At 63.7% G+C, this 19,179-nt stretch carries 14 protein-coding genes and 1 pseudogene; 10 read left to right on the top strand and 5 right to left on the bottom strand.

What is annotated here, in order from left to right; translation table 11 throughout:
• The first annotated feature begins 91 nt into the window (after positions 1-91).
• Together PW947_RS25695 and PW947_RS25690 are read left to right on the top strand one after the other, a co-directional pair.
• Positions 92-1,522 (top strand): FAD-binding oxidoreductase, encoded by a 1,431-nt coding sequence (locus tag PW947_RS25695; RefSeq protein ID WP_299635196.1) that lies wholly within the window; start codon positions 92-94, stop codon positions 1,520-1,522.
• A 30-nt stretch (positions 1,523-1,552) separates the two neighbouring features.
• On the top strand, positions 1,553-2,374 hold the full coding sequence (locus tag PW947_RS25690; protein ID WP_299635195.1) for a metallophosphoesterase: 822 nt from the start codon (positions 1,553-1,555) through the stop codon (positions 2,372-2,374).
• Positions 2,375-2,405: 31 nt separating this feature from the next.
• On the opposite strand, the gene PW947_RS25685 is transcribed toward PW947_RS25690, so the two are convergent.
• Both PW947_RS25685 and PW947_RS25680 read right to left on the bottom strand, forming a co-directional pair.
• Entirely contained in the window at positions 2,406-2,567 is a 162-nt protein-coding gene (locus PW947_RS25685) for a hypothetical protein (protein WP_299635194.1), read from the bottom strand.
• A gap of 173 nt (positions 2,568-2,740) precedes the next feature.
• Positions 2,741-3,679, bottom strand: coding sequence for a LysR family transcriptional regulator (locus PW947_RS25680; RefSeq protein ID WP_299635193.1), 939 nt, complete (start codon positions 3,677-3,679; stop codon positions 2,741-2,743).
• 155 nt (positions 3,680-3,834) lie between these two features.
• Here PW947_RS25680 and PW947_RS25675 point away from each other — a divergent pair, with 155 nt between their 5' ends.
• The 4 genes from PW947_RS25675 to PW947_RS25660 are packed head-to-tail and all read left to right on the top strand — an operon-like array spanning position 3,835 to position 8,705.
• Positions 3,835-5,433: an efflux transporter outer membrane subunit gene (locus PW947_RS25675; protein ID WP_299635192.1), complete on the top strand. Its 1,599-nt coding sequence runs from the start codon at positions 3,835-3,837 to the stop codon at positions 5,431-5,433.
• A gap of 12 nt (positions 5,434-5,445) precedes the next feature.
• The gene (locus tag PW947_RS25670) at positions 5,446-7,644 is read left to right on the top strand and encodes an FUSC family protein (protein WP_299635191.1); all 2,199 of its coding nucleotides are present in this window, start codon (positions 5,446-5,448) and stop codon (positions 7,642-7,644) included.
• The gene (locus PW947_RS25665; protein ID WP_299635190.1) at positions 7,634-7,834 is read left to right on the top strand and encodes a DUF1656 domain-containing protein; all 201 of its coding nucleotides are present in this window, start codon (positions 7,634-7,636) and stop codon (positions 7,832-7,834) included. Before PW947_RS25670 ends, PW947_RS25665 begins: the two co-directional genes overlap by 11 nt.
• Before the next feature lie 13 nt (positions 7,835-7,847).
• The gene (locus PW947_RS25660) at positions 7,848-8,705 is read left to right on the top strand and encodes an HlyD family secretion protein (RefSeq protein ID WP_299635189.1); all 858 of its coding nucleotides are present in this window, start codon (positions 7,848-7,850) and stop codon (positions 8,703-8,705) included.
• A gap of 777 nt (positions 8,706-9,482) precedes the next feature.
• Here the strand turns inward: PW947_RS25660 and PW947_RS25655 are convergent.
• On the bottom strand, positions 9,483-11,153 hold the full coding sequence (locus PW947_RS25655) for a methyl-accepting chemotaxis protein (protein ID WP_299635188.1): 1,671 nt from the start codon (positions 11,151-11,153) through the stop codon (positions 9,483-9,485).
• 477 nt (positions 11,154-11,630) lie between these two features.
• Here PW947_RS25655 and PW947_RS25650 point away from each other — a divergent pair, with 477 nt between their 5' ends.
• The 4 genes from PW947_RS25650 to PW947_RS25635 all read left to right on the top strand — a co-directional run bounded on the left by PW947_RS25650 (position 11,631) and on the right by PW947_RS25635 (position 15,848).
• Positions 11,631-12,905: an MFS transporter gene (locus PW947_RS25650; RefSeq protein WP_299635187.1), complete on the top strand. Its 1,275-nt coding sequence runs from the start codon at positions 11,631-11,633 to the stop codon at positions 12,903-12,905.
• 323 nt (positions 12,906-13,228) lie between these two features.
• Positions 13,229-15,124: a propionate--CoA ligase gene (locus PW947_RS25645; RefSeq protein ID WP_299635186.1), complete on the top strand. Its 1,896-nt coding sequence runs from the start codon at positions 13,229-13,231 to the stop codon at positions 15,122-15,124.
• Positions 15,125-15,156: 32 nt separating this feature from the next.
• On the top strand, positions 15,157-15,579 hold the full coding sequence (locus tag PW947_RS25640) for a hypothetical protein (RefSeq protein ID WP_299635185.1): 423 nt from the start codon (positions 15,157-15,159) through the stop codon (positions 15,577-15,579).
• The gene (locus PW947_RS25635; protein ID WP_299635184.1) at positions 15,576-15,848 is read left to right on the top strand and encodes a type II toxin-antitoxin system RelE/ParE family toxin; all 273 of its coding nucleotides are present in this window, start codon (positions 15,576-15,578) and stop codon (positions 15,846-15,848) included. Before PW947_RS25640 ends, PW947_RS25635 begins: the two co-directional genes overlap by 4 nt.
• A gap of 9 nt (positions 15,849-15,857) precedes the next feature.
• Here PW947_RS25635 and PW947_RS25630 read toward each other — a convergent pair whose 3' ends face one another.
• On the bottom strand, positions 15,858-16,670 hold the full coding sequence (locus PW947_RS25630) for a 5'-methylthioadenosine/adenosylhomocysteine nucleosidase (protein ID WP_299635183.1): 813 nt from the start codon (positions 16,668-16,670) through the stop codon (positions 15,858-15,860).
• Positions 16,667-19,043 (bottom strand): annotated as a pseudogene (locus PW947_RS25625) (UvrD-helicase domain-containing protein). Before PW947_RS25625 ends, PW947_RS25630 begins: the two are co-directional and overlap by 4 nt.
• Positions 19,044-19,179 lie beyond the last annotated feature (136 nt).

Here is a 19,179-nt window from a genome sequence, read left to right as displayed (position 1 = left end):
GCCCGTTGACAGGCTACGCACAACCGCAACGCCAGGCGCCGAAGCCGCGCACGACTCACCGTTTTTCAGACCCATTTTCCGACCGACCATCATGACCGACCCGACTTCCGCCCAGGCTTTCGTCGCCGCATGCCGCGACGCGATCGGCACGGCGCACGTTCTGACCGACTCGCACGACACCGCCGCCTTTCTGACCGACTGGCGACGCCGCTATACCGGCGCCGCGTGCGCGGTGCTGTTGCCCGGCACGCCGCAGGAAGTCGCCGCGATCGTGAAACTGGCGGTCGAATATCGCATCGCGATCGTGCCGCAAGGCGGCAATACCGGTCTCGCAGGCGGCGCGACGCCCGACACGAGCGGTGCGCAGGCCATCGTCAGCTTGCGCCGCCTGAACCGCGTGCGCGACACCGATCCGCATAACAACACCATCACCGTCGAAGCCGGCGTGCTGCTCGCCGACGTCCAGGCACGCGCCGACGAAGCCGGACGCCTGTTCCCGTTGAGCCTCGCAGCCGAAGGCAGCTGCACGATCGGCGGCAATCTGGCCACCAATGCCGGGGGCACCGGCGTGCTGCGCTACGGCAACACGCGCGAACTGTGTCTCGGACTCGAAGTGGTGACGCCGCAAGGCGAGCTGTGGGACGGCCTGCGCGGTCTGCGCAAGGACAACACCGGCTACGATCTGCGCGACCTGTTTATCGGCGCGGAAGGCACGCTCGGCATCATTACGGCCGCGGTGATGAAGCTGCATCCGCAACCGGCCGCGCGCGTCACCGCGCTGGCCGCGCTCGCGTCGCCGCATGCCGCGCTCGATTTCCTGTCGCTGGCGCAACGTTTCGCCGGTCCGCTGCTGACCGGTTTCGAGTTGATGTCGGATTTCTGCGTGCGCCTTGTAGGACGTCACTTCCCGCAGATGCGCTATCCGTTCGCGGAGTCGCACGGACAAGTTGTCCTGCTGGAATTGTCCGACAGCGAAAGCGAAGAACACGGACGTGCGCTGTTCGAGCGTCTGATGGAGCATGCGCTCGAAAGCGGCCTCGTCGACGATGCGGTGGTCGCGGCGAATCTCGCGCAATCGAAGGCATTCTGGGCGATGCGCGAACACATTCCGCTCGCGCAGGCCGAGGAAGGTTTGAACATCAAGCACGATATCGCGGTGCCGATTTCGCGGATCGGCCACTTCATCGAAGAAACCGACGCCGCCATCGCGCAGTTCGTGCCGGGCGCGCGGATGGTCACGTTCGGCCACCTCGGCGACGGCAATCTGCATTACAACGTGCAGGCGCCGGAAGGCGGCGATCCGAAGGCGTTCCTGAAGCAATACCAGTCGGACATCAACACGATCGTCTACGACAACGTGCACCGGCATCGCGGCAGCATCAGCGCCGAACACGGTCTGGGTCAGCTGAAAGTGGACGAAGCGATGCACTACAAGCAAGCCGTCGAAGTGCAGATGATGAAGGCCGTCAAACGCGCGTTCGATCCGCTGAACCTGATGAATCCCGGTAAGGTGATACGCTGAAAAACCCGTCTGTCATCGAGGAGCGCCGCCGTGAAGATTCGAGTGCTGTCCGACCTGCATCTGGAATGCGACGAGCCTGAAATCATCCCGCATGCCGCCGCCGACCTGATCGTGCTGGCCGGCGATATCCACAATCACGCGGAGGGCGCGCGCTGGGCGGCGGAAGTGTTCGACGGCGAAACGCCGGTCGTGTACGTGCCCGGCAATCACGAGTATTACGACGGCGAATTCGGCGCGATGGAAACGGCGATGCGCGACGCGGCGGCATCGGTGGAAAACGTGCATTTTCTGAACAACGCCGCGCTGGTCGATCCGGCCGGGCAATGGCGCGTGCTCGGCACGACCTTGTGGACGGATTTCGCGCTATATGGCGCGCAGCCCGACGTGAAAGCGGCGTCGATCGCGGCGGCGCAGCGCGTGATGCTCGATTTTCATGGGGTGATTCAGGTGACGTGGCCGCAGGACGCGGACGCCGCGCCGGACCATTCGGCCGCACGCGACCTGACGCCGGACGACACGCTGGCGCTGCACGCGCAGGCGCGCGCATGGCTGGAGGGGGAACTGGCGAAGCCGTTCGGCGGCAAGACGATCGTAGTCACGCATCACGCGCCGCACCGGTCGAGTCTGGCCGCGCAGTACGCGGACGACCGGGTGTCGGCAGGTTTCGTGAACCACCTGCCGGATCTGGTGCGCGAACCCGTCGCGCTATGGATTCACGGGCACACGCACACCGCGTTCGATTACACGGTGAACGGCACGCGCGTGGTGTGCAACCCGCGCGGTTACCGCGACAGGCGCACCGGCAAGATGGAAAACCCTGCGTTCGCGTGGGATCGGGTCGTCGAAATCTGACCGGCCCGGCCTCCCCGCAACCGCTGTCTTTTTACCAGTCCTGACCGCGACGCGGCTGACGCTGCACGTCAGTTTCGACGCGAACCGGCACCAGCCGCTGTTGCGCGCGCAAGCGTCGCAACAGATCGCGCGCCGCTGCAATGCCAATCAAACCCATCATGACGGCAACGCCGATCATCAGATGCGTATCCATGAATCCCTCTTCTTTCCAGTTGATCTAAAGCCTGGCGCAGCGCGGCGGGCGCGCTGCAATAGACCCAACGTTATCAAATCGCTCCGGACCCGGAAGTAAGGAAATGTTGCGGCACCGCATCCGTCTGTAACACGCCGTCTTGCGCGCAGCAGCGACGCGGCCCGCCCAGCCGCTCAGGTGCGCGCGAACTGACGCAATTCGGTCTGATCTTCGGCGAGCGTCGGCGGCAACACATCGCGCAGATATTCGACCCACGTCCGGATCTTCGCATCCAGATACTGCCGCGACGGATAGAGCGCATACACGTTCATTTCCTGCGACTTGTATTCGGGAAGAATCCACACCAGATCGCCGCTGCGCAAACCGCTGATGGCCGAGTAGATCGGCATCAGGCCGATGCCCATGCCTTCGCGCACCGCCACTGCCGCCGCTTCCGCCACGTTCACCTGGAACGTTGCCGTCGGCAGTTTGTAGGTTTCCTGTCCGTTCGGCCCCTGAAAGGTCCATTCGTCAGTCGGAAACACCGGCGTGACGAGTTGCAGACACGTATGACGCGCGAGATCGGTGGGCGTTTGCGGCACGCCGTGGCGTTCCAGATAAGCCGGCGACGCGCACGCGATGCTGAACGCGCTGCCCAGCCGTTGCGACACCAGACCCGAATCCGGCAAATCCTGCGCGAGCACCAGCGCGACGTCGTAACCCTCGTCGAGCAGATCGGGCACGCGCTGCGCCAGCGTCAGTTCGACCTGCACTTCCGGATAACGCTGCTGGTAACCGCCCACCGCCGGCACGACGTAGTGCTGGCCGAAGCTGGTCATTGCGTGGACTTTCAGCTTGCCGGACGGACGCGCGTGCGCGTCGCTGGCTTCGGCTTCGGCCTGATCGACGTAGGCGAGGATCTGCTCGCAGCGCTGTAAGTAGCGTTCGCCCGCCTCGGTCAGCGCGATGCGGCGCGTGGTGCGGTTCAACAGCCGCGTGCGCAGGTGCGCTTCGAGATCGGAGACTGCGCGCGATGCGTACGCGGTGGTCGTATTCAGGTGCTGCGCGGCCCCGGTAAAGCTGCCCGCTTCGACGACGCGAACGAATACGCGCATGTTTTGGAGCGTGTCCATAGATACCCTTGCTGTGACGGACCGATTGTTACATGAACAGAAAGAGCAATTATCTCACTGTCCGTAAGAATGACTTGCATCTTTACGGGTTATTCATAAATAGATCGAAAAATATAATGACGCCACGGGTTTCATAGTCATTTAGGGAGCAAATCGTGCAGTCTCCGGTTCAGAAAAGGGTCGCAATTTCGGCGGTTCTTACAATCTGTTTAATAATCGCCGGCTGCGCGAGCACCGGAGGCGTCGCCCCGGAATCCCACACGACCGAACCGTCGACGCTCGACGCCGGCGCTGCGATTCGTGCCGCCAACGCCGATGCGCAATGGCCCGCCGTCGACTGGTGGCGTGCGTATAACGACCCGCAGCTCGACGCGTGGATCGACGCCGCGCAAAACGGCAATCCGACGCTCGCCGTCGCCGCTGCCCGCGTGCGCGAAGCCCGCGCGATGGCCGGTGTCGCGAAGTCGGCGCTGTCGCCGCAGGTGAACGGCAGCATGTCGCTGCAACGCCAGCACTGGGCCGACAACATCTATTACGGTCCCGGCTCGCTCGCCGACACGACCACGTACAACAACACGGGCACGCTCGCGCTGTCCTATCACCTCGACGTGTGGGGCAAGGACAAGAACGCGGCCGAACGCGCGCTCGACATGGCGCACGCCAGCGCCGCCGATCTGCGCGCGGCGCAGCTCGAACTCGAGGCGAACGTGGTGCGCACGTATATCAGCATGTCGCTGAACTACGCGCTGCTCGATATCGCCAGGGCGACGCTCGCGCAACAGCAACAGGTCGTCGATCTGGCGACGCGTCGTCTGAAAGGCGGACTCGGCACGCAGCTCGAAGTGAGCCAGGCCGAAACGCCGATGCCGGAATACGAACGCCAGATCGACGCGATCGAAGAAGAGATCGCGCTCGGTCGCAACCAGATGGCCGCGCTGGCCGGCAAGGGTCCGGGCGCCGGCGATTCGATCACCCGTCCGACGCTCGCACTGACCGACGTTCCGGGTCTGCCGTCGAGCTTGCCCGCCGAGCTGATCGGCCACCGGCCGGACATCGTCGCGGCTCGCTGGACCGTGGCAGCGCAGGCGCGCGGCATCGACGTCGCGAAGGCGAATTTCTATCCGGATATCAACCTGCTCGCGTCGGTGGGCGGTTATGCGGCCGCCGGTCCGCTGTTCAACTTCGTGCGCGCGATGAACAACGGCTGGAGCGCCGGACCGGCGATGTCGCTGCCGATCTTCGATGGCGGTCGTCTGCGTTCGCAACTCGGCGCGCAATCGGCGTCGTACGACGAGGCGGTCGAGCATTACAACCAGACCATCGTCAGCGCGCTGAAGGATATTTCCGATCAGGTGATCCGGATCCGTTCGTTCGAAACGCAACAGAAGGATGCCGAGCGCTCGGTCGCGGCGGCTCGCAAGAATTACGACCTGTCGCGTGAAGGCTATCGGCGCGGTCTGACCGACTATCTGAACGTGCTGATCGCGCAAACGCAATTGCTGCGCTCGCAGGAAGGCGTCGCGAAGATCCAGGCCGAGCGTCTGGGCGCGCGTGCGTCGCTGGTGACGGCGCTGGGCGGCGGTCTCGCCGGTCCGGCCGACGGTCCCAAAGCCGACGAGACGCTGCCCGCGCACGGCAAGGGCAAGGCCGCGAAGGCGTCGAACGCGGCGTCGGCGCCTGCCGCAACGGCAAACGCAAACGCAACGGCAACCGCTACGGCCGACGCTGCGGCGTCCACTGCGGCCGTCCGCTAACCGGAGCCGACGATGTCCGCCTCCTCCTCCAGCGCGCCGGCCCAAGGATCGCTCGCGACGTTCGCCGCCGCGGCCGCCGACTGGGCGCGCACCGACGGCCAGACGTGGATCTATCTGTTCAAGGCGTTGTGCGCGGCGTTTCTCGCGCTGGGCATCGCGATGAAGCTCGATCTGCCGCAACCGCGCACCGCGATGACGACCACTTTCATCGTGATGCAGGCGCAAAGCGGCGCGGTCTTCGCGAAAAGTTTCTACCGGATCTGCGGCACGCTGGTCGGCCTGATCGTGATGCTGGTGCTGATCAGCCTGTTTTCGCAGACGCCCGAACTGTTTATCGTGTCGACCGCGATCTGGGTCGGCATCTGCACGGCGGGCGCGGCGCGCAATCGCAATTTCCGCTCGTACGGTTTCGTGCTGGCGGGCTACACGGCCGCGCTGATCGGCTTTCCGGCGTCGCAACATCCGGACACCGCGTTCATCACCGCGATGACGCGGGTAGCGGAAGTGACGCTCGGGATCGTCTGTTCGGGCGTGGTCAGCGGTCTCGTGCTGCCGAAATACGTCGGCGAGCAGATGCGCTCGACAGTCCGCGCGCGCTTTTCCGCGTTCGTCGAATACGTGTCGGCGTCGCTCGCGGGCAAGGGCGACCGCGCGACGATCGAGGCGACGAATGCCCGCTTCGTCGCCGACGTGGTCGGCTTCGAGGCGACCCGCAGCATGGCGGTGTTCGACAGCCCCGACGCGCGGATGCGCGGCGGTCGCCTGAAGCGGCTGAACAGCGAATTCATGACCGCCTCGACGCGTTTTCACGCGCTGCATCAGTTGATGAACCGGTTGCGTCACGCGAACGCGATGGCGACCGTCGATGCACTCGAACCGTATTTCAAGGAAATCGCGCCGTTGCTGGCGAAGTCGGGCGAACCGGTGTTGACCGCCGCCGACGCGAGCCACGCCGCCGCGCAACTCGACACGTACAAGGCCGAATTGCCGCACCGGATTCGCGACACGCGCGCCGCGCTGGCGCTCGATGCCGACGTGCCGCTGCTCGATTTCGACACCGCGTCGGAACTGCTGTACCGCTTTATCGACGACCTGCACGCGTACGCATCGACCTATGCATCGCTCGCGGTGGATACGCACGAACGGGAACGCTGGATCGAGCGTTACGAGCCGAAGACCAATCTGATCGCATCGAGCGTGGCCGGCTTGCGCACCGTGGTCGTGATGATCGTGCTCGGCGCGTTCTGGCTCGCGACCGCGTGGCCGAGCGGCGTGACGCTGGTGCTGAACGCCGCCGCCGTGTGCGGGCTGGCCGCTTCCGCGCCGCGTCCGACCAGGATGGTGTTTCAGATGACCTGCGGCACGATGCTCGCGACCGTGATGGCGATGATCGTCGAGCTGGCCGTGTATCCGCATATCGACGGTTTCGTGATGCTGTGCGCCGGGCTGACGCCGTTCCTGCTGATCGGGGTGTATCTGACCACCCGTCCGGCGACGCTCGGTTACGGCTTCGGTTACTGCGTGTTTTTCAGCACGCTGGTCGGACCGGACAACGTGATTCACTACGATCCAAGCGCGCTGATGAACGACGGGATTGCGCTGGTGCTGTCGATGATCGTGTCGTTTATCGCCTTTGCCGTGCTGCTGCCGCCGTCCACACCGTGGTTGCGCAGGCGGTTGTCGAGCGATTTGCGGCGTCAGGTGGTGCTCGCGTGTCGTGGCCGGATGCTGCGTCTGCGTTCGCGTTTCGAAAGCGGCGCGCGCGACCTGATGTTCCAGATCAACGCGTTGGCGTCCGAAGCCGACGAAAAGCGCGACACCTTGCGCTGGCTGTTTGCGGTGCTCGAAGTGGGCAACGCGATAATCGATCTGCGACACGAGATCGCGACCTTGCCGAAAGATCCGCGGTATGCCGCGTCGATGCCGTGGCGCGTGGCGACGCGATCGATGCGCGATGCAGTGGCGTCGCTGTTCGACCGGCCGACCGCGACGCGGCTGGACCGGGCGTTATCCGCGACCGCCGACGCGATCGCCGCCGTTCAGCAGGTCCTGGCGACGTTTACGCCACCGCGCGACGAGCGACATCAGTTGCAGCGGATTCTGAGTCATCTGCATTTCATACGTACTGCGCTGCTGGATCCGCAATCGCCGCTGGGAAGTCTGGCGAGCGGCCCGGCGAGCGCATCAGAGGGAGTTCGTCATGCCGCGTGAGATTGCCGTCTTCGACGCGTACGTGCCCGCCATCGTGCTGCTGTTCGTAGCCGGGGCCGTGCTGACCTGGATGCTTGACCGCGTGATTGCGTGGACGGGTCTGTATCGCGTCGTGTGGCATCCATCCCTGTTCCGGGCCAGTTTGCTTGTTTGTGTGTGCGGCGTGCTCGGTCTCGCCGTTTATCGTTGAATCGAGTCGAATCATGACCATCCGAAATCTTATTGGCTTCGTTGCGACAGCCGTCATTTTCATCATTGCGATCCTGATCGGGCGCGCGTTGTGGGTCCATTACATGGACGAACCGTGGACCCGCGACGGCCGCGTACGCGCCGAGGTCGTCAACATTGCGCCGGACGTCTCCGGGGCCGTGGTGGAGATGCCCGTGCACGACAATCAGCTGGTGAAGAAAGGCGATCTGTTGATGCAGATCGATCCGTCGCACTATCAGATTGCCGTCGAGCAGGCGGAGGCCGCCGTCGCCGCGCAGAAGGCCAATTTGCAGATGAAGCGTGACGATGCGAAGCGTCGTGCGGACATGGATTCGCTGGTGGTTTCACGCGAAAGCCGCGAGAACGCGACGAGTTTTGCATCGGCCGCGGAAGCGTCGTATCAGCAGGCGCTGGCAGCACTGGACGCAGCGAAGTTGAATCTGTCGCGCACGCGGGTGGTGGCACCGGTTGACGGGTATGTGACGAACCTGAACGTGTATCGCGGTGATTACGCGATTGCGGGCACGGCGAAGCTTGCGGTGGTCGATAGTCACTCGTTCTGGGTGTACGGGTACTTCGAGGAAACGAAGTTGCCGCGGGTTCAGGTTGGGAAGAAAGCCGAGATCCGGTTGATGAGCGGTGGCGTGTTGCAGGGAACCGTCGAGAGCGTTTCGCGGGGTATTTACGATCGCGATAATCCGGAGAGCAAGGAGTTGCTGGCGGATGTGAATCCGACTTTTAACTGGGTTCGGTTGGCGCAGCGCGTGCCGGTGAGGGTTCGGATTGATTCGGTGCCCGATGGTGTGACTTTGTCGGCTGGGACGACTTGTACGGTTGTGGTTAAGGGTTGAGGTTTGGGGTTGCCTGGTTTTGCCTGGTCTGGTTTGGTTGTCCCGTTTTCGCGCTGGTTTGCCTGGATCGTCCCTGTGCGGGACCGCACCTACTTTTCTTTGCTCGCGCAAAGAAAAGTAGGCAAAAGAAAGCGCGTTTACCTCGCGCTTCGTAGCGAGTGGCGTCTAGTATTTTTCGGGTAGTGGACCGCGCACGTTTTGACTCGGCGTGCCGTTTGGCGTGGTGGTCCGCGCCCGCACATCCCGCCCGCTGCGCGGCGGTAGCCTGCTTCAAAACCTATTTTCGTCACGTCATTTGCACGCCGCTTCGACGGCTCCGGCGTCCGCACCGAAGCCCCGTTTACGCCAGATGATCCGTCCATATTCACGATGGTTTCTACGGTCAGATTGGCCTGGAATTTTGCGCACGCGACCAGACCAGCGCCTGCCAGGAAAATGGGTGTTGCAACGGACGAAGTGCAGCGCGCGAAGGGCGCTGAGAGATAAAGACGGGGCTGTGCCCGTCGGCTGTCGCGGAGCGAACAGCCGGAACTAATGACTGCCTTGTCACTAGCTTAAGCGGTGCGGCAACTCAAATCGTGCGCGGTCCACTACCCGATAATGAATAAACGCCACTCGCTACGAAGTGGTGGTGTAAACGCGCTTTCTTTTGCCTACTTTTCTTTGCGCGAGCAAAGAAAAGTAGGTGCGGTCCCGCACAGGGACGAACCAGGCATACCAGCGCGAAACCGGGACAATCAAACCAGACCGAACCAGAAACCAAAAACCAAAACCCAACTACAAAACAAACCGCCCCACCATCCCCTTCAAAACCCTAGCCTGATCATCCAGCGACCGCGCCGCAGCGGTAGCCTCCTCCACCAAAGCAGCATTCTGCTGCGTCCCCGCATCCATCTGGCTAACCGCGAGGTTAATCTCCTCGATCCCCGCCGACTGCTCGGCGGAAGCCGCCGAAATCTCCCCCATGATGTCCGTCACGCGCTTCACCGCCTTCACGACTTCGTCCATCGTCGCGCCGGCGTCCACGGCGAGTGTCGAGCCGCTGTTGGCCCGCTCCACCGACGCGTTGATCAAACCTTTGATCTCCTTCGCCGCGGCAGCACTGCGCTGCGCCAGATTGCGCACCTCACCGGCCACCACCGAAAAACCGCGCCCTTCCTCGCCCGCGCGCGCGGCTTCGACCGCTGCGTTCAACGCGAGAATATTGGTCTGGAACGCAATGCTCTCGATCACGCCAATGATGTCGCCAATGCTGCGCGCGCTCTCGTTGATCTGACCCATCGTCGCGACCACCCGGCTCACCACCGCGCCACCCTTCTCCGCAATCTCCGACGCATTGTTCGCCAACGTGCTCGCCTGCTTCGCGTTGTCCGCGTTCTGACGCACTGTCGATGTCAGTTGCTCCATGCTGCTGGCGGTGCGCTCCAGCGCCATCGCCTGCTGCTCGGTACGGTTCGATAGATCCAGATTGCCCATCGTGATCTCGCCGGAAGCGGTCGCAATCGCATCGGCGCTCGCGGCAATGTCCGAGACCGTCGTCGACAACTGGCTCTGCATGTCGCCCAACGCCGACAGCATGCTCGAACGGTCGTTACGCGCCAGCGTGATGTCGCTCGACAGATCGCCCGACGCGATCCGGCTCGCAATCTCCTTCGCGTACACCGGCTCGCCGCCCAACTGACGCGAAAGACGCCGCACCACCCATTCGCTGACGAAAAACGCGAGCACGATCAGCAGGACCGTCATCACGGCCATCATCACGAACGACGAACGGTAAATGACATTCGAGGCCTGCAGCGTCGCTTTCGCGGCAGCCGATCGCTGCGCCACCAGTTCGTCGACGCTCTTCTCCAGCTTGCCGGTTTCGACCAGCAACGACACGTCCTGCATGCCGACCTGCCAGCCCATTTGCGACAGATCGAGTGGCTGGGTCTTCACCAGCGTCACGAATGCACGCAAATGGTCGCTCCATTCGGCCACGCCCGCGGCGAACTTCTTCTGCTGCGCAACCGACGCCGCATTCTTCACGTCCACGTACTGCTGCAACGTGCCCATTTCCGTCGACAGACCGGACAGATCCTTGTCGATGTCCGCGCCAAGTTCGTCGCGCTCTTTCGCCGTGGTCGCCGTCAACAGCATTTTTTGCGCGCGGCTCGCACGCAACATGTGCCCGCGCACCTCTTCCGCTGCGCGACTCGCGACGTGCCCCTGATCGTAGATGGACTGCATCGAGCCGTTCAGACGGCTCACCTGCGTCAGCGAAAACACGCCGATCGCCAGTGTGCCGATCAGCAGCACGGCAAACGCCAGACGCAACGTCGTTTTCACCGACACGCCCCGTCCGCCCGTGAGTTCGCCCGCTTGCGCCGCGTGCGGCATGTCTCCCGCCGATTCGTCAGCCGCAATAAATCCCGCGCTCGCGCGCTTCCCCAGCGACACTGCTTTCATTTTTCTATTCCCCACGTTTCTAGCGGCCGGATGGTCGTTCCGGCATTTCCGCTTCTCTTCCGGGTCATCGGCAATCTGCGACGCGATCTTTAGTATCGGCGTTCTAACCCGGCTCCCCCGCGCAGCTTCGTGAGCCGCACATTTCTTCAGCACTTTATACATGGCCAAAAATCGCCCGAACCCGCGCTGACGACAACTCACGACTTTCGTCATATCCCGACAGCCCCACACACTCGCCTGGTCATTTGCCCTGTTTCAGTGCCGTATCGACGGCGGAAACGCGCATCTCCGTGTCCGATTCGCGACAAAAATTGTCCTTACAATGGTTGCGAGCCACATTAAACTTTTAAAAACACCAAAAAGCACCGGTCAATGCGTTTAAGCGACGCACACGCCGCGTGGCCATGCACCGGCGCGATGCCGGTCAGCGTCTGGGCTTGCCCACTTTTCGCCTACTTTCTCCGCTCACGTAAAGATATGGAAACGAGCCTCGATAAAAGCGCCCTCGGCGGCGCATCCGCCGCCTCTGCCACCACTGCTACCGCCTCCGTCGCTGCCGGCACGGGCGGCGCCGCGAAGGTGCAGCGCACCGTGTACTCCGTGCTCGGCGCGATCAGCTTCACGCATCTGCTCAACGACATGATCCAGTCGCTGATCCTCGCGATCTATCCGATGCTGAAAGACAACTTCTCGTTGTCGTTCGGACAGATCGGGCTGATCACGCTGACGTATCAGATCACTGCGTCGCTGCTGCAACCGCTGATCGGCATTTACACGGACAAGCATCCAAAGCCGTATTCGCTGCCGGTCGGGATGGGCTTTACGCTCAGCGGTCTGCTGCTGATGTCGGTTGCGCCGAGTTTCGGCGTGCTGCTGGTCGCGGCGGCGCTGGTCGGTTGCGGGTCGTCGGTGTTTCACCCGGAGTCGTCGCGGGTCGCGCGGATGGCATCGGGCGGCCGTCACGGCCTCGCGCAGTCGCTGTTTCAGGTCGGCGGCAACGCCGGTTCGTCGCTCGGACCGCTGCTCGCCGCGCTGATCGTGATTCCGCACGGCCAGCGCAGCATCGCGTGGTTTTCGGTCGCGGCGCTGGTCGCGATGGTCGTGCTGACGCAGATCGGCCGCTGGTACAAACAGCATCCGTCGGTGAAAAAAGCCCGTGCGGGCGCGGGACACCCCACGCTGCCGCGCTCGAAAGTCGTGATCGCGATGAGCGTGCTGGTGTTGCTGGTGTTCTCGAAGTACTTCTACCTCGCGAGCATCAACAGCTATTTCACGTTCTATCTGATCGACCGTTTCCATCTGCCGGTTCAGGCCGCGCAGATCCATCTGTTCGTATTCCTCGCGGCGGTCGCGGCGGGCACGATCATCGGCGGGCCGATCGGCGACCGGATCGGGCGCAAGTACGTGATCTGGGTGTCGATCCTCGGCGTTGCGCCGTTCACGCTGCTGCTGCCGTATGCAAACCTGTTCTGGACCGGCGTGCTGACGGTCGTGATCGGCGTGGTGCTGGCGTCGGCGTTCTCGGCGATCCTCGTCTATGCGCAGGAACTGATTCCGGGCAAGGTCGGGATGGTCGCCGGACTTTTCTTCGGTTTCGCGTTCGGCATGGGCGGGATCGGCGCGGCCGTGCTCGGTCATCTCGCGGATGCCACCAGCATCGGTTATGTGTACAAGGTGTGCTCGTTCCTGCCGCTGCTCGGCGTGCTGACGGTGCTTCTGCCGGATGTCGAAGGCAAGAAGGCCGGCGCGTGACGATGTCGCGCCGGACGCCCGGCGTTCGCTAAACAGAAAAAGGCGCTGCGGCGCCTTTTTCTTTGGCTGTCCGGCACCGGCGACACCGCCGCGCGGTGCGCGTCGGCCGCGTGCCGGACGGCCGGTTCGCGTCCTTATGGTGAACCCGCGTTGCCGCGCCGCGCCCGCGTGCTTATGCTGTCCCCGACTGGACGATGCGGCCGAAACGCCCCGGCCCCGCTTGCGATACGTGCAACGCTTGCCCGCACGCACCCGGCCGCGGCACCGGCGCACCGCCAGTCGCCAGTCCGCCCTCCACTCCGCCGCAGGAAGGATCGCCGCCGATGCCCAGCTACCGCGATTTTCACCGCCTCTCGATCGACGACCCCGAAACGTTCTGGCGCGAGCAGGCGCGGCGCATCCATTGGGACACGCCGTTCGACACCGTGCTCGACCGGTCGAATCCGCCTTTTGCGCGGTGGTTCGTCGGCGGGCGGACCAACCTGTGCCATAACGCGGTGGACCGTCATCTCGCCGATCGCGCGCAGCAGAATGCGCTGGTCTACGTGTCGACGGAAACCGGCATCGAGCGACGCTACACCTACGCCGAGCTTTACGCGGAAATCAACCGGATGGCTGCGGTGATGCGCTCGCTCGGTGTGAAGCGCGGCGAACGCGTGCTGCTGTATCTGCCGATGATTCCCGAGGCGCTGTTCGCGATGCTCGCGTGCGCGCGGCTCGGCGCGATTCATTCGGTGGTGTTCGGCGGATTCGCGGCGCCGAGCCTGGCCGCGCGGATCGACGACGCGAAACCCGTGCTGATCGTCACCGCCGATGCCGGCGCGCGCGGCGGCAAAGTGATCGACTACACGCCGTTGATGGACGAAGCCTTGGCGCGCGCAAAGCATCAACCCGCGCACGTGCTGCTGATCGACCGGCAGCTCGCGCCGGAACGGCTAAACGCGACGTACCTGGTCGCCTACGAACCGCTTCGCGAACAGTTTTTCGATGCGCACGTGCCGTGCGAATGGCTCGAATCGAACGAACCGTCGTACGTGCTGTACACGTCCGGCACGACCGGCAAGCCGAAAGGCGTGGTTCGCGATGTCGGCGGATACGCGGTCGCGCTGGCGGCGTCGATGGAATACATCTTTCAGGGACGCGCGGGCGACACGATGTTCACCGCGTCGGATATCGGCTGGGTGGTCGGTCACAGCTACATCATCTATGCGCCGTTGCTCGCCGGTCTTACGACGGTGATGTACGAAGGCACGCCGATCCGGCCCGACGGCGGCATCTGGTGGCGGCTCGTCGAGCAGCACAGGATCAACCTGATGTTCACCGCGCCGACCGCGTTGCGCGTGCTGAAAAAGCAAGACCCGGCGTTGCTGAAGAAATCGGATCTATCGAGTTTGCGCACGCTGTTTCTGGCCGGCGAGCCGCTCGACGAACCGACATCCGCCTGGATCGCCGACGCGCTCGGCAAACCCGTGGTCGACAATTACTGGCAGACGGAAACCGGCTGGCCGATTCTCGCGATTCCCGGCGGCGTCGAAGCGTTGCCGCCTAAGCTCGGTTCGCCGGGCGTGCCGTCCTACGGTTACGACGTCACGTTGCGCAACGAGGCGACCGGCGACGAATGCACGCCCGGCGAAAAAGGCGTGATCGCGATCGGTTATCCGTTGCCGCCCGGCTGCATGAAAACCGTGTGGGGCGACGACGCGCGCTTCGTCAGCACGTACTGGTCGAGCGTGCCTGGACATCAGCTGTATTCGACGTTCGACTGGGGCATTCAGGACGAAGACGGCTACGTGACGATTCTCGGCCGCACCGACGACGTGATCAACGTCGCCGGTCACCGGCTGGGCACGCGCGAGATCGAGGAAGCGCTATCGAGCCACGCGGCGGTGGCGGAAGTGGCAGTGGTCGGCGTCACCGATGTGGTCAAAGGTCAGGTGGCGTTTGCGTTCGTGGTCGTGCGCGACGCGCAGCAGTTCGCCGACGACAAGGCGCGCAACAAGCTCGCCAGTGAATTGATGAAGACGGTGGATCGTCAGTTGGGCGCGATCGGCCGGCCGGCGCGCGTGCTGCTGGTGTCGATGCTGCCGAAAACGCGCTCCGGCAAGCTGTTGCGCCGCGCGATCGCAGCGCTGGCCGAAGGCCGCGAGCCCGGCGACCTGCCGACCATCGAGGATGCGTCGGCGCTGACGATGGTGAGGGACGCGTTGGCGGGGCGCTAGCATCGGCCAGTGCTGCCGTAAAGGCGGGCGGCGTGTCGTCGGCCGTGTTGCGCGCGGAACAAGGCACGTTCTACGTCGAACTGGAAACCCGTGAATCAGGACTCGTCGAACTCGTGACGTCGATTGGGCGCGAACGGCGTGTGTTCCGCGACCCGGGGCAAGCGCTGAAAGTGCTTCGCGCACTGGGCGTCGAAACGGGACGCTTCGCGCTTCAGGAATGGGACCCGCGTGCGCCGAAGGCAAAAGCGTGGTCGCGGCCGGATCAATCGGCACAGATGAAGGCCCGGCACGTGCGTGCCGACGAAGCCGCCGAATTCGAAAAGGATGTGCTGGAAGCGCTGGCCGAAGCGGATAACCCCGACGTCGAAAAAATCGCTCATGACGATGCGATGGCGATGCTCGACGCAAAGCTCGCGAGTCTCGACAGAAAGCCCAAACGCAAGGCGCGTGAATGACCGTCGTGTGGTTGCCGCGCGCAATCCAGCAACTGCTTGGGGTCATCGACTTTATCAGCGAGGACAATCCGCAAGCCGCGATCGAACTGGCGCAAACTATCCGTACCAAAGGCGGCGCCCTCTCCGCTCATCTCAACCGGTATCGCACCGGCCGCATTGCGGGTACACGCGAGATGGTGGTCGAACCGAATTACATCGTGGTGTATCGGGTGATGCCCGACGAAGTGCAAGTGCTGCGCGTACGCCATGCCCGCAGACTCGATCACTGACCCAGCGCTTTACACCCCGCTGCGCCCCATCAAAAACCGCTTCAATATCCCACTCGAATACGTGCCCGCGATCTGACGCAAGAAGTTCGTGAACGTCTCGGGCGCTTCCGCATCGGCGGTGTCGGAAATCGTCCGGACGACGGCGCACGGCACATCGTATTCGTAGCAAACCTGCGCGATCGCCGCGCCTTCCATCTCGACGGCCAGCGAATCGGGCAACGCGTCGCGCAGACGCTGAACCGCCGCCGCGCTCGCGACGAACTGGTCGCCGCTCAGAATCAAGCCTCGATGCACGCGTGCGGTCTGTGTACCGAAGCGCGCGGCCAGATCCGCACCCTCTTCGGCGACGAAACGCTCGCACGCGGCGCTCAGTTGCGCGACCAGCGCGGCGTCGGCGGCGAAGCGCGACACGCCGAGCAACGGCACTTCGAAGCACGGAAAGATCGGTGAGGCGTCGAGATCGTGCTGCATCAGCGAATCCGCAACCACCACGTCGCCGACCCGCACATCGCGCCCCACGCCACCGGCGACGCCGGTAAAGACCACCGCTTCGACATCGAACGCGTGAATCATCGCGCTGACGGTGGCCGCCGCCGCGACCTTGCCGACGCGGGCCAGCGTCACCACGCACGGCACGCCGTACACGGTGCCGAGGTGATAGTCGCGCCGGCCGTGCGTGATCGTGCGTACGCCCGCTTCGCCGCGCATCGCGTCGACCAGGTCGCCGAGCTCTTCCGGCAACGCGGCCAGAATACCCAGCGGACGATGCGATACCGGTGCGCCGTCGCGCGCGAGATCGTCGTGCGCGATTGCGCCGCTCATTCGACCGCCTGCAATTTCGCGACCGCGAGCGCCAGCCACTTTTCGCCGTGCCGCTTGAACTTGACTTGCGCTTTCGCGTCGGCGCCACCGCCTTCGAGCGCCGTGATCACGCCTTCGCCGAACTTGGTGTGGAACACCTGCTGACCGACGCGGAAACCGCTTTCGGCCGCGCGCTGTTCGTTCGCGAACGCGGGCAACGGCGCCGACACCGCCGCACTGCCGGCGTAACCACCGGCGCCGCCCTGCCGTTCGCGATCGCCGCGTCCGAACCAGTCGCGGCCCCAACCGGCGTTATCCTGTTTGCCGCCCCAGCGTGCGCCCGCCTCGACCTTCGGCGTCAGCCATTTCAGCGTTTCGGCGGGCAGTTCGTCGAAGAAACGCGAACGGATGTTGTAGCGCGTCTGACCGTGCAGCATCCGGCTCTGCGCGAACGACAGATACAAACGCTCCTTGGCCCGCGTGATCGCGACGTACATCAGGCGGCGCTCTTCTTCGAGGCCGTCGGTTTCCATCGCGCTGTTCTCGTGCGGGAACAAACCTTCTTCGAGGCCCGTGATGAACACCGACGTGAATTCCAGCCCTTTCGCCGCGTGGACCGTCATCAACTGCACCGCTTCCTGACCGGCCTGCGCCTGGTTGTCGCCGGCTTCCAGCGAAGCGTGCGACAGGAAACCCGCAAGCGGCGTCATCGTGTCGGGGTTTTGCGCGGGATCGGCGAGATCGGGCGCATCGAGCACGACCACGTTCGGATCGTCGGTGGCGACACCGATCTCCGGCGCGGACGTCGCACCCGGTCGCAGCGGAATCGAGCGCGCCGGGGTCTCACGTCCGTAGCCTTCTTCGGCGACGAACGCCGCCGCCGCGTTGACCAGTTCCTGCAAGTTCTCCAGCCGGTCCTGACCTTCGCGTTCGTTCTGATAGAAGTCGGAGAGACCGCTGACGCGCACGACGTACTCGACCGTATCCGGCAAGGCTCATCTGCTGCGTTTCGGCGCGCATCTTCGCGATCAGGTTCGCGAAACCGCCGAGGCTCGATCCGGCTTTTCCGGTGACATAGGGAATCGCCGCCGCCATCGACACGTTGTACAGACGCGCCGCGTCCGCCACCTGTTCGATCGAGCGCGCGCCGATTCCGCGCGTCGGGAAATTGACCACGCGCGCGAACGCGGTGTCGTCGTTCGGGTTGTCGATCAGCCGCAGATAGGCGAGCGCGTGCTTGATTTCCTGACGCTCGAAGAATCGCAGGCCACCGTACACGCGATACGCGATTCCCGCGTTGACGAGCGTGTGTTCGATGGTGCGCGACTGCGCGTTGCTGCGATACAGGATGGCGATTTCGCTGCGCGACGTGCCGGTGGCGATCAGCGCCTTGATTTCCTCGACGATCCAGCTGGCTTCCTGGGTATCGGTCGCGGACTCGTAGACGCGGACCGGTTCGCCGTGTCCGGCGTCGGTCCGCAGATTCTTGCCGAGGCGGCGCGAATTGTTCGCGATCAGCTGATTGGCAGCGTCGAGAATATGGCCATGCGAGCGGTAATTCTGTTCGAGCTTGATCAGGTTACGCACATTGAATTCGTGCTCGAAGTCGCGCATGTTGCCGACGTTCGCGCCACGGAACGCGTAAATGGACTGATCGTCGTCCCCGACCGCGAAGATCGCGTTCGACTGATCCGCGAGCAGTTTGAGCCATGCGTATTGCAGCTTGTTGGTGTCCTGAAACTCGTCGACGAGAATCTGGCGGAAGCGCGCCTGATAGTGGGTGCGCAGCGGCGGATTGTTCGCGAGCAGCTCATAGCAGCGCAGCAGCAGTTCCGGAAAATCGACGACGCCTTCGCGCTGGCATTGCTGGTCGTAGGCTTCGTACAGTTCGACGAATTTGCGATTGAAGTTATCGGTTGCGTCGACGTCTTTCGGGCGCAGGCCTTGTTCTTTCGCGTTGTTGATGAAGTACTGGAGGTTTTTGGCCGGGTACTTTTCGTCGTCGATATTGAGGCCTTTCATCAGGCGCTTGATCGCCGAGAGTTGATCGGCGGTATCGAGAATCTGGAAAGTCGCGGGCAAGCCGGCATCGCGATGATGCGCGCGCAGCATGCGGTTGCACAGGCCGTGGAACGTGCCGATCCACATGCCGCGGGTGTCGATGGGCAGCAGCGCTTGAAGCCGCGACATCATTTCGCGCGCGGCTTTGTTGGTGAAGGTAACGGCGAGGATCGTCGCGGGCGACGCGAGGCCTTGCTGGATCAGCCAGGCGATGCGGGTGATCAGAACGCGGGTTTTGCCGCTGCCCGCGCCGGCCAGGATGAGCGCCGGTTCGTTCGGGAGCGTGACCGCGGCGTGTTGTTCGGGGTTCAGATTGGCGAGCAGTTCGGGCATTTCATCTTCGCGGTGCGGGGTGTTGCTTATTATAAGCTGGGTGGTTTGGGGTGGGTTTTGGTTTGGTTTGGGGTGGTCTGGTTTGGTTGTCCCGGTTTCGCGCTGGTATGCCTGGTTCGTCCCTGTGCGGGACCGC

This window comes from Paraburkholderia sp., from assembly GCF_028283785.1.
Taxonomy (GTDB): Bacteria; Pseudomonadota; Gammaproteobacteria; order Burkholderiales; family Burkholderiaceae; genus Paraburkholderia.
Note: the sequence above shows the minus strand (reverse complement) of the source record. Positions and strands in the feature narration are given on the sequence as shown.

What these genes read in the sequence shown, in the direction of transcription:
- PW947_RS25645 (WP_299635186.1), top strand. Translation starts at nt 13,229, where the DNA reads ATGCCCAGCTACCGCGATTTTCACCGCCTCTCGATCGACGACCCCGAA.
- PW947_RS25630 (WP_299635183.1), bottom strand. Translation starts at nt 16,670, where the DNA reads ATGAGCGGCGCAATCGCGCACGACGATCTCGCGCGCGACGGCGCACCG.
- PW947_RS25650 (WP_299635187.1), top strand. Translation starts at nt 11,631, where the DNA reads ATGGAAACGAGCCTCGATAAAAGCGCCCTCGGCGGCGCATCCGCCGCC.
- PW947_RS25660 (WP_299635189.1), top strand. Translation starts at nt 7,848, where the DNA reads ATGACCATCCGAAATCTTATTGGCTTCGTTGCGACAGCCGTCATTTTC.
- PW947_RS25695 (WP_299635196.1), top strand. Translation starts at nt 92, where the DNA reads ATGACCGACCCGACTTCCGCCCAGGCTTTCGTCGCCGCATGCCGCGAC.
- PW947_RS25635 (WP_299635184.1), top strand. Translation starts at nt 15,576, where the DNA reads ATGACCGTCGTGTGGTTGCCGCGCGCAATCCAGCAACTGCTTGGGGTC.
- PW947_RS25665 (WP_299635190.1), top strand. Translation starts at nt 7,634, where the DNA reads ATGCCGCGTGAGATTGCCGTCTTCGACGCGTACGTGCCCGCCATCGTG.
- PW947_RS25685 (WP_299635194.1), bottom strand. Translation starts at nt 2,567, where the DNA reads ATGGATACGCATCTGATGATCGGCGTTGCCGTCATGATGGGTTTGATT.
- PW947_RS25655 (WP_299635188.1), bottom strand. Translation starts at nt 11,153, where the DNA reads ATGAAAGCAGTGTCGCTGGGGAAGCGCGCGAGCGCGGGATTTATTGCG.
- PW947_RS25680 (WP_299635193.1), bottom strand. Translation starts at nt 3,679, where the DNA reads ATGGACACGCTCCAAAACATGCGCGTATTCGTTCGCGTCGTCGAAGCG.
- PW947_RS25670 (WP_299635191.1), top strand. Translation starts at nt 5,446, where the DNA reads ATGTCCGCCTCCTCCTCCAGCGCGCCGGCCCAAGGATCGCTCGCGACG.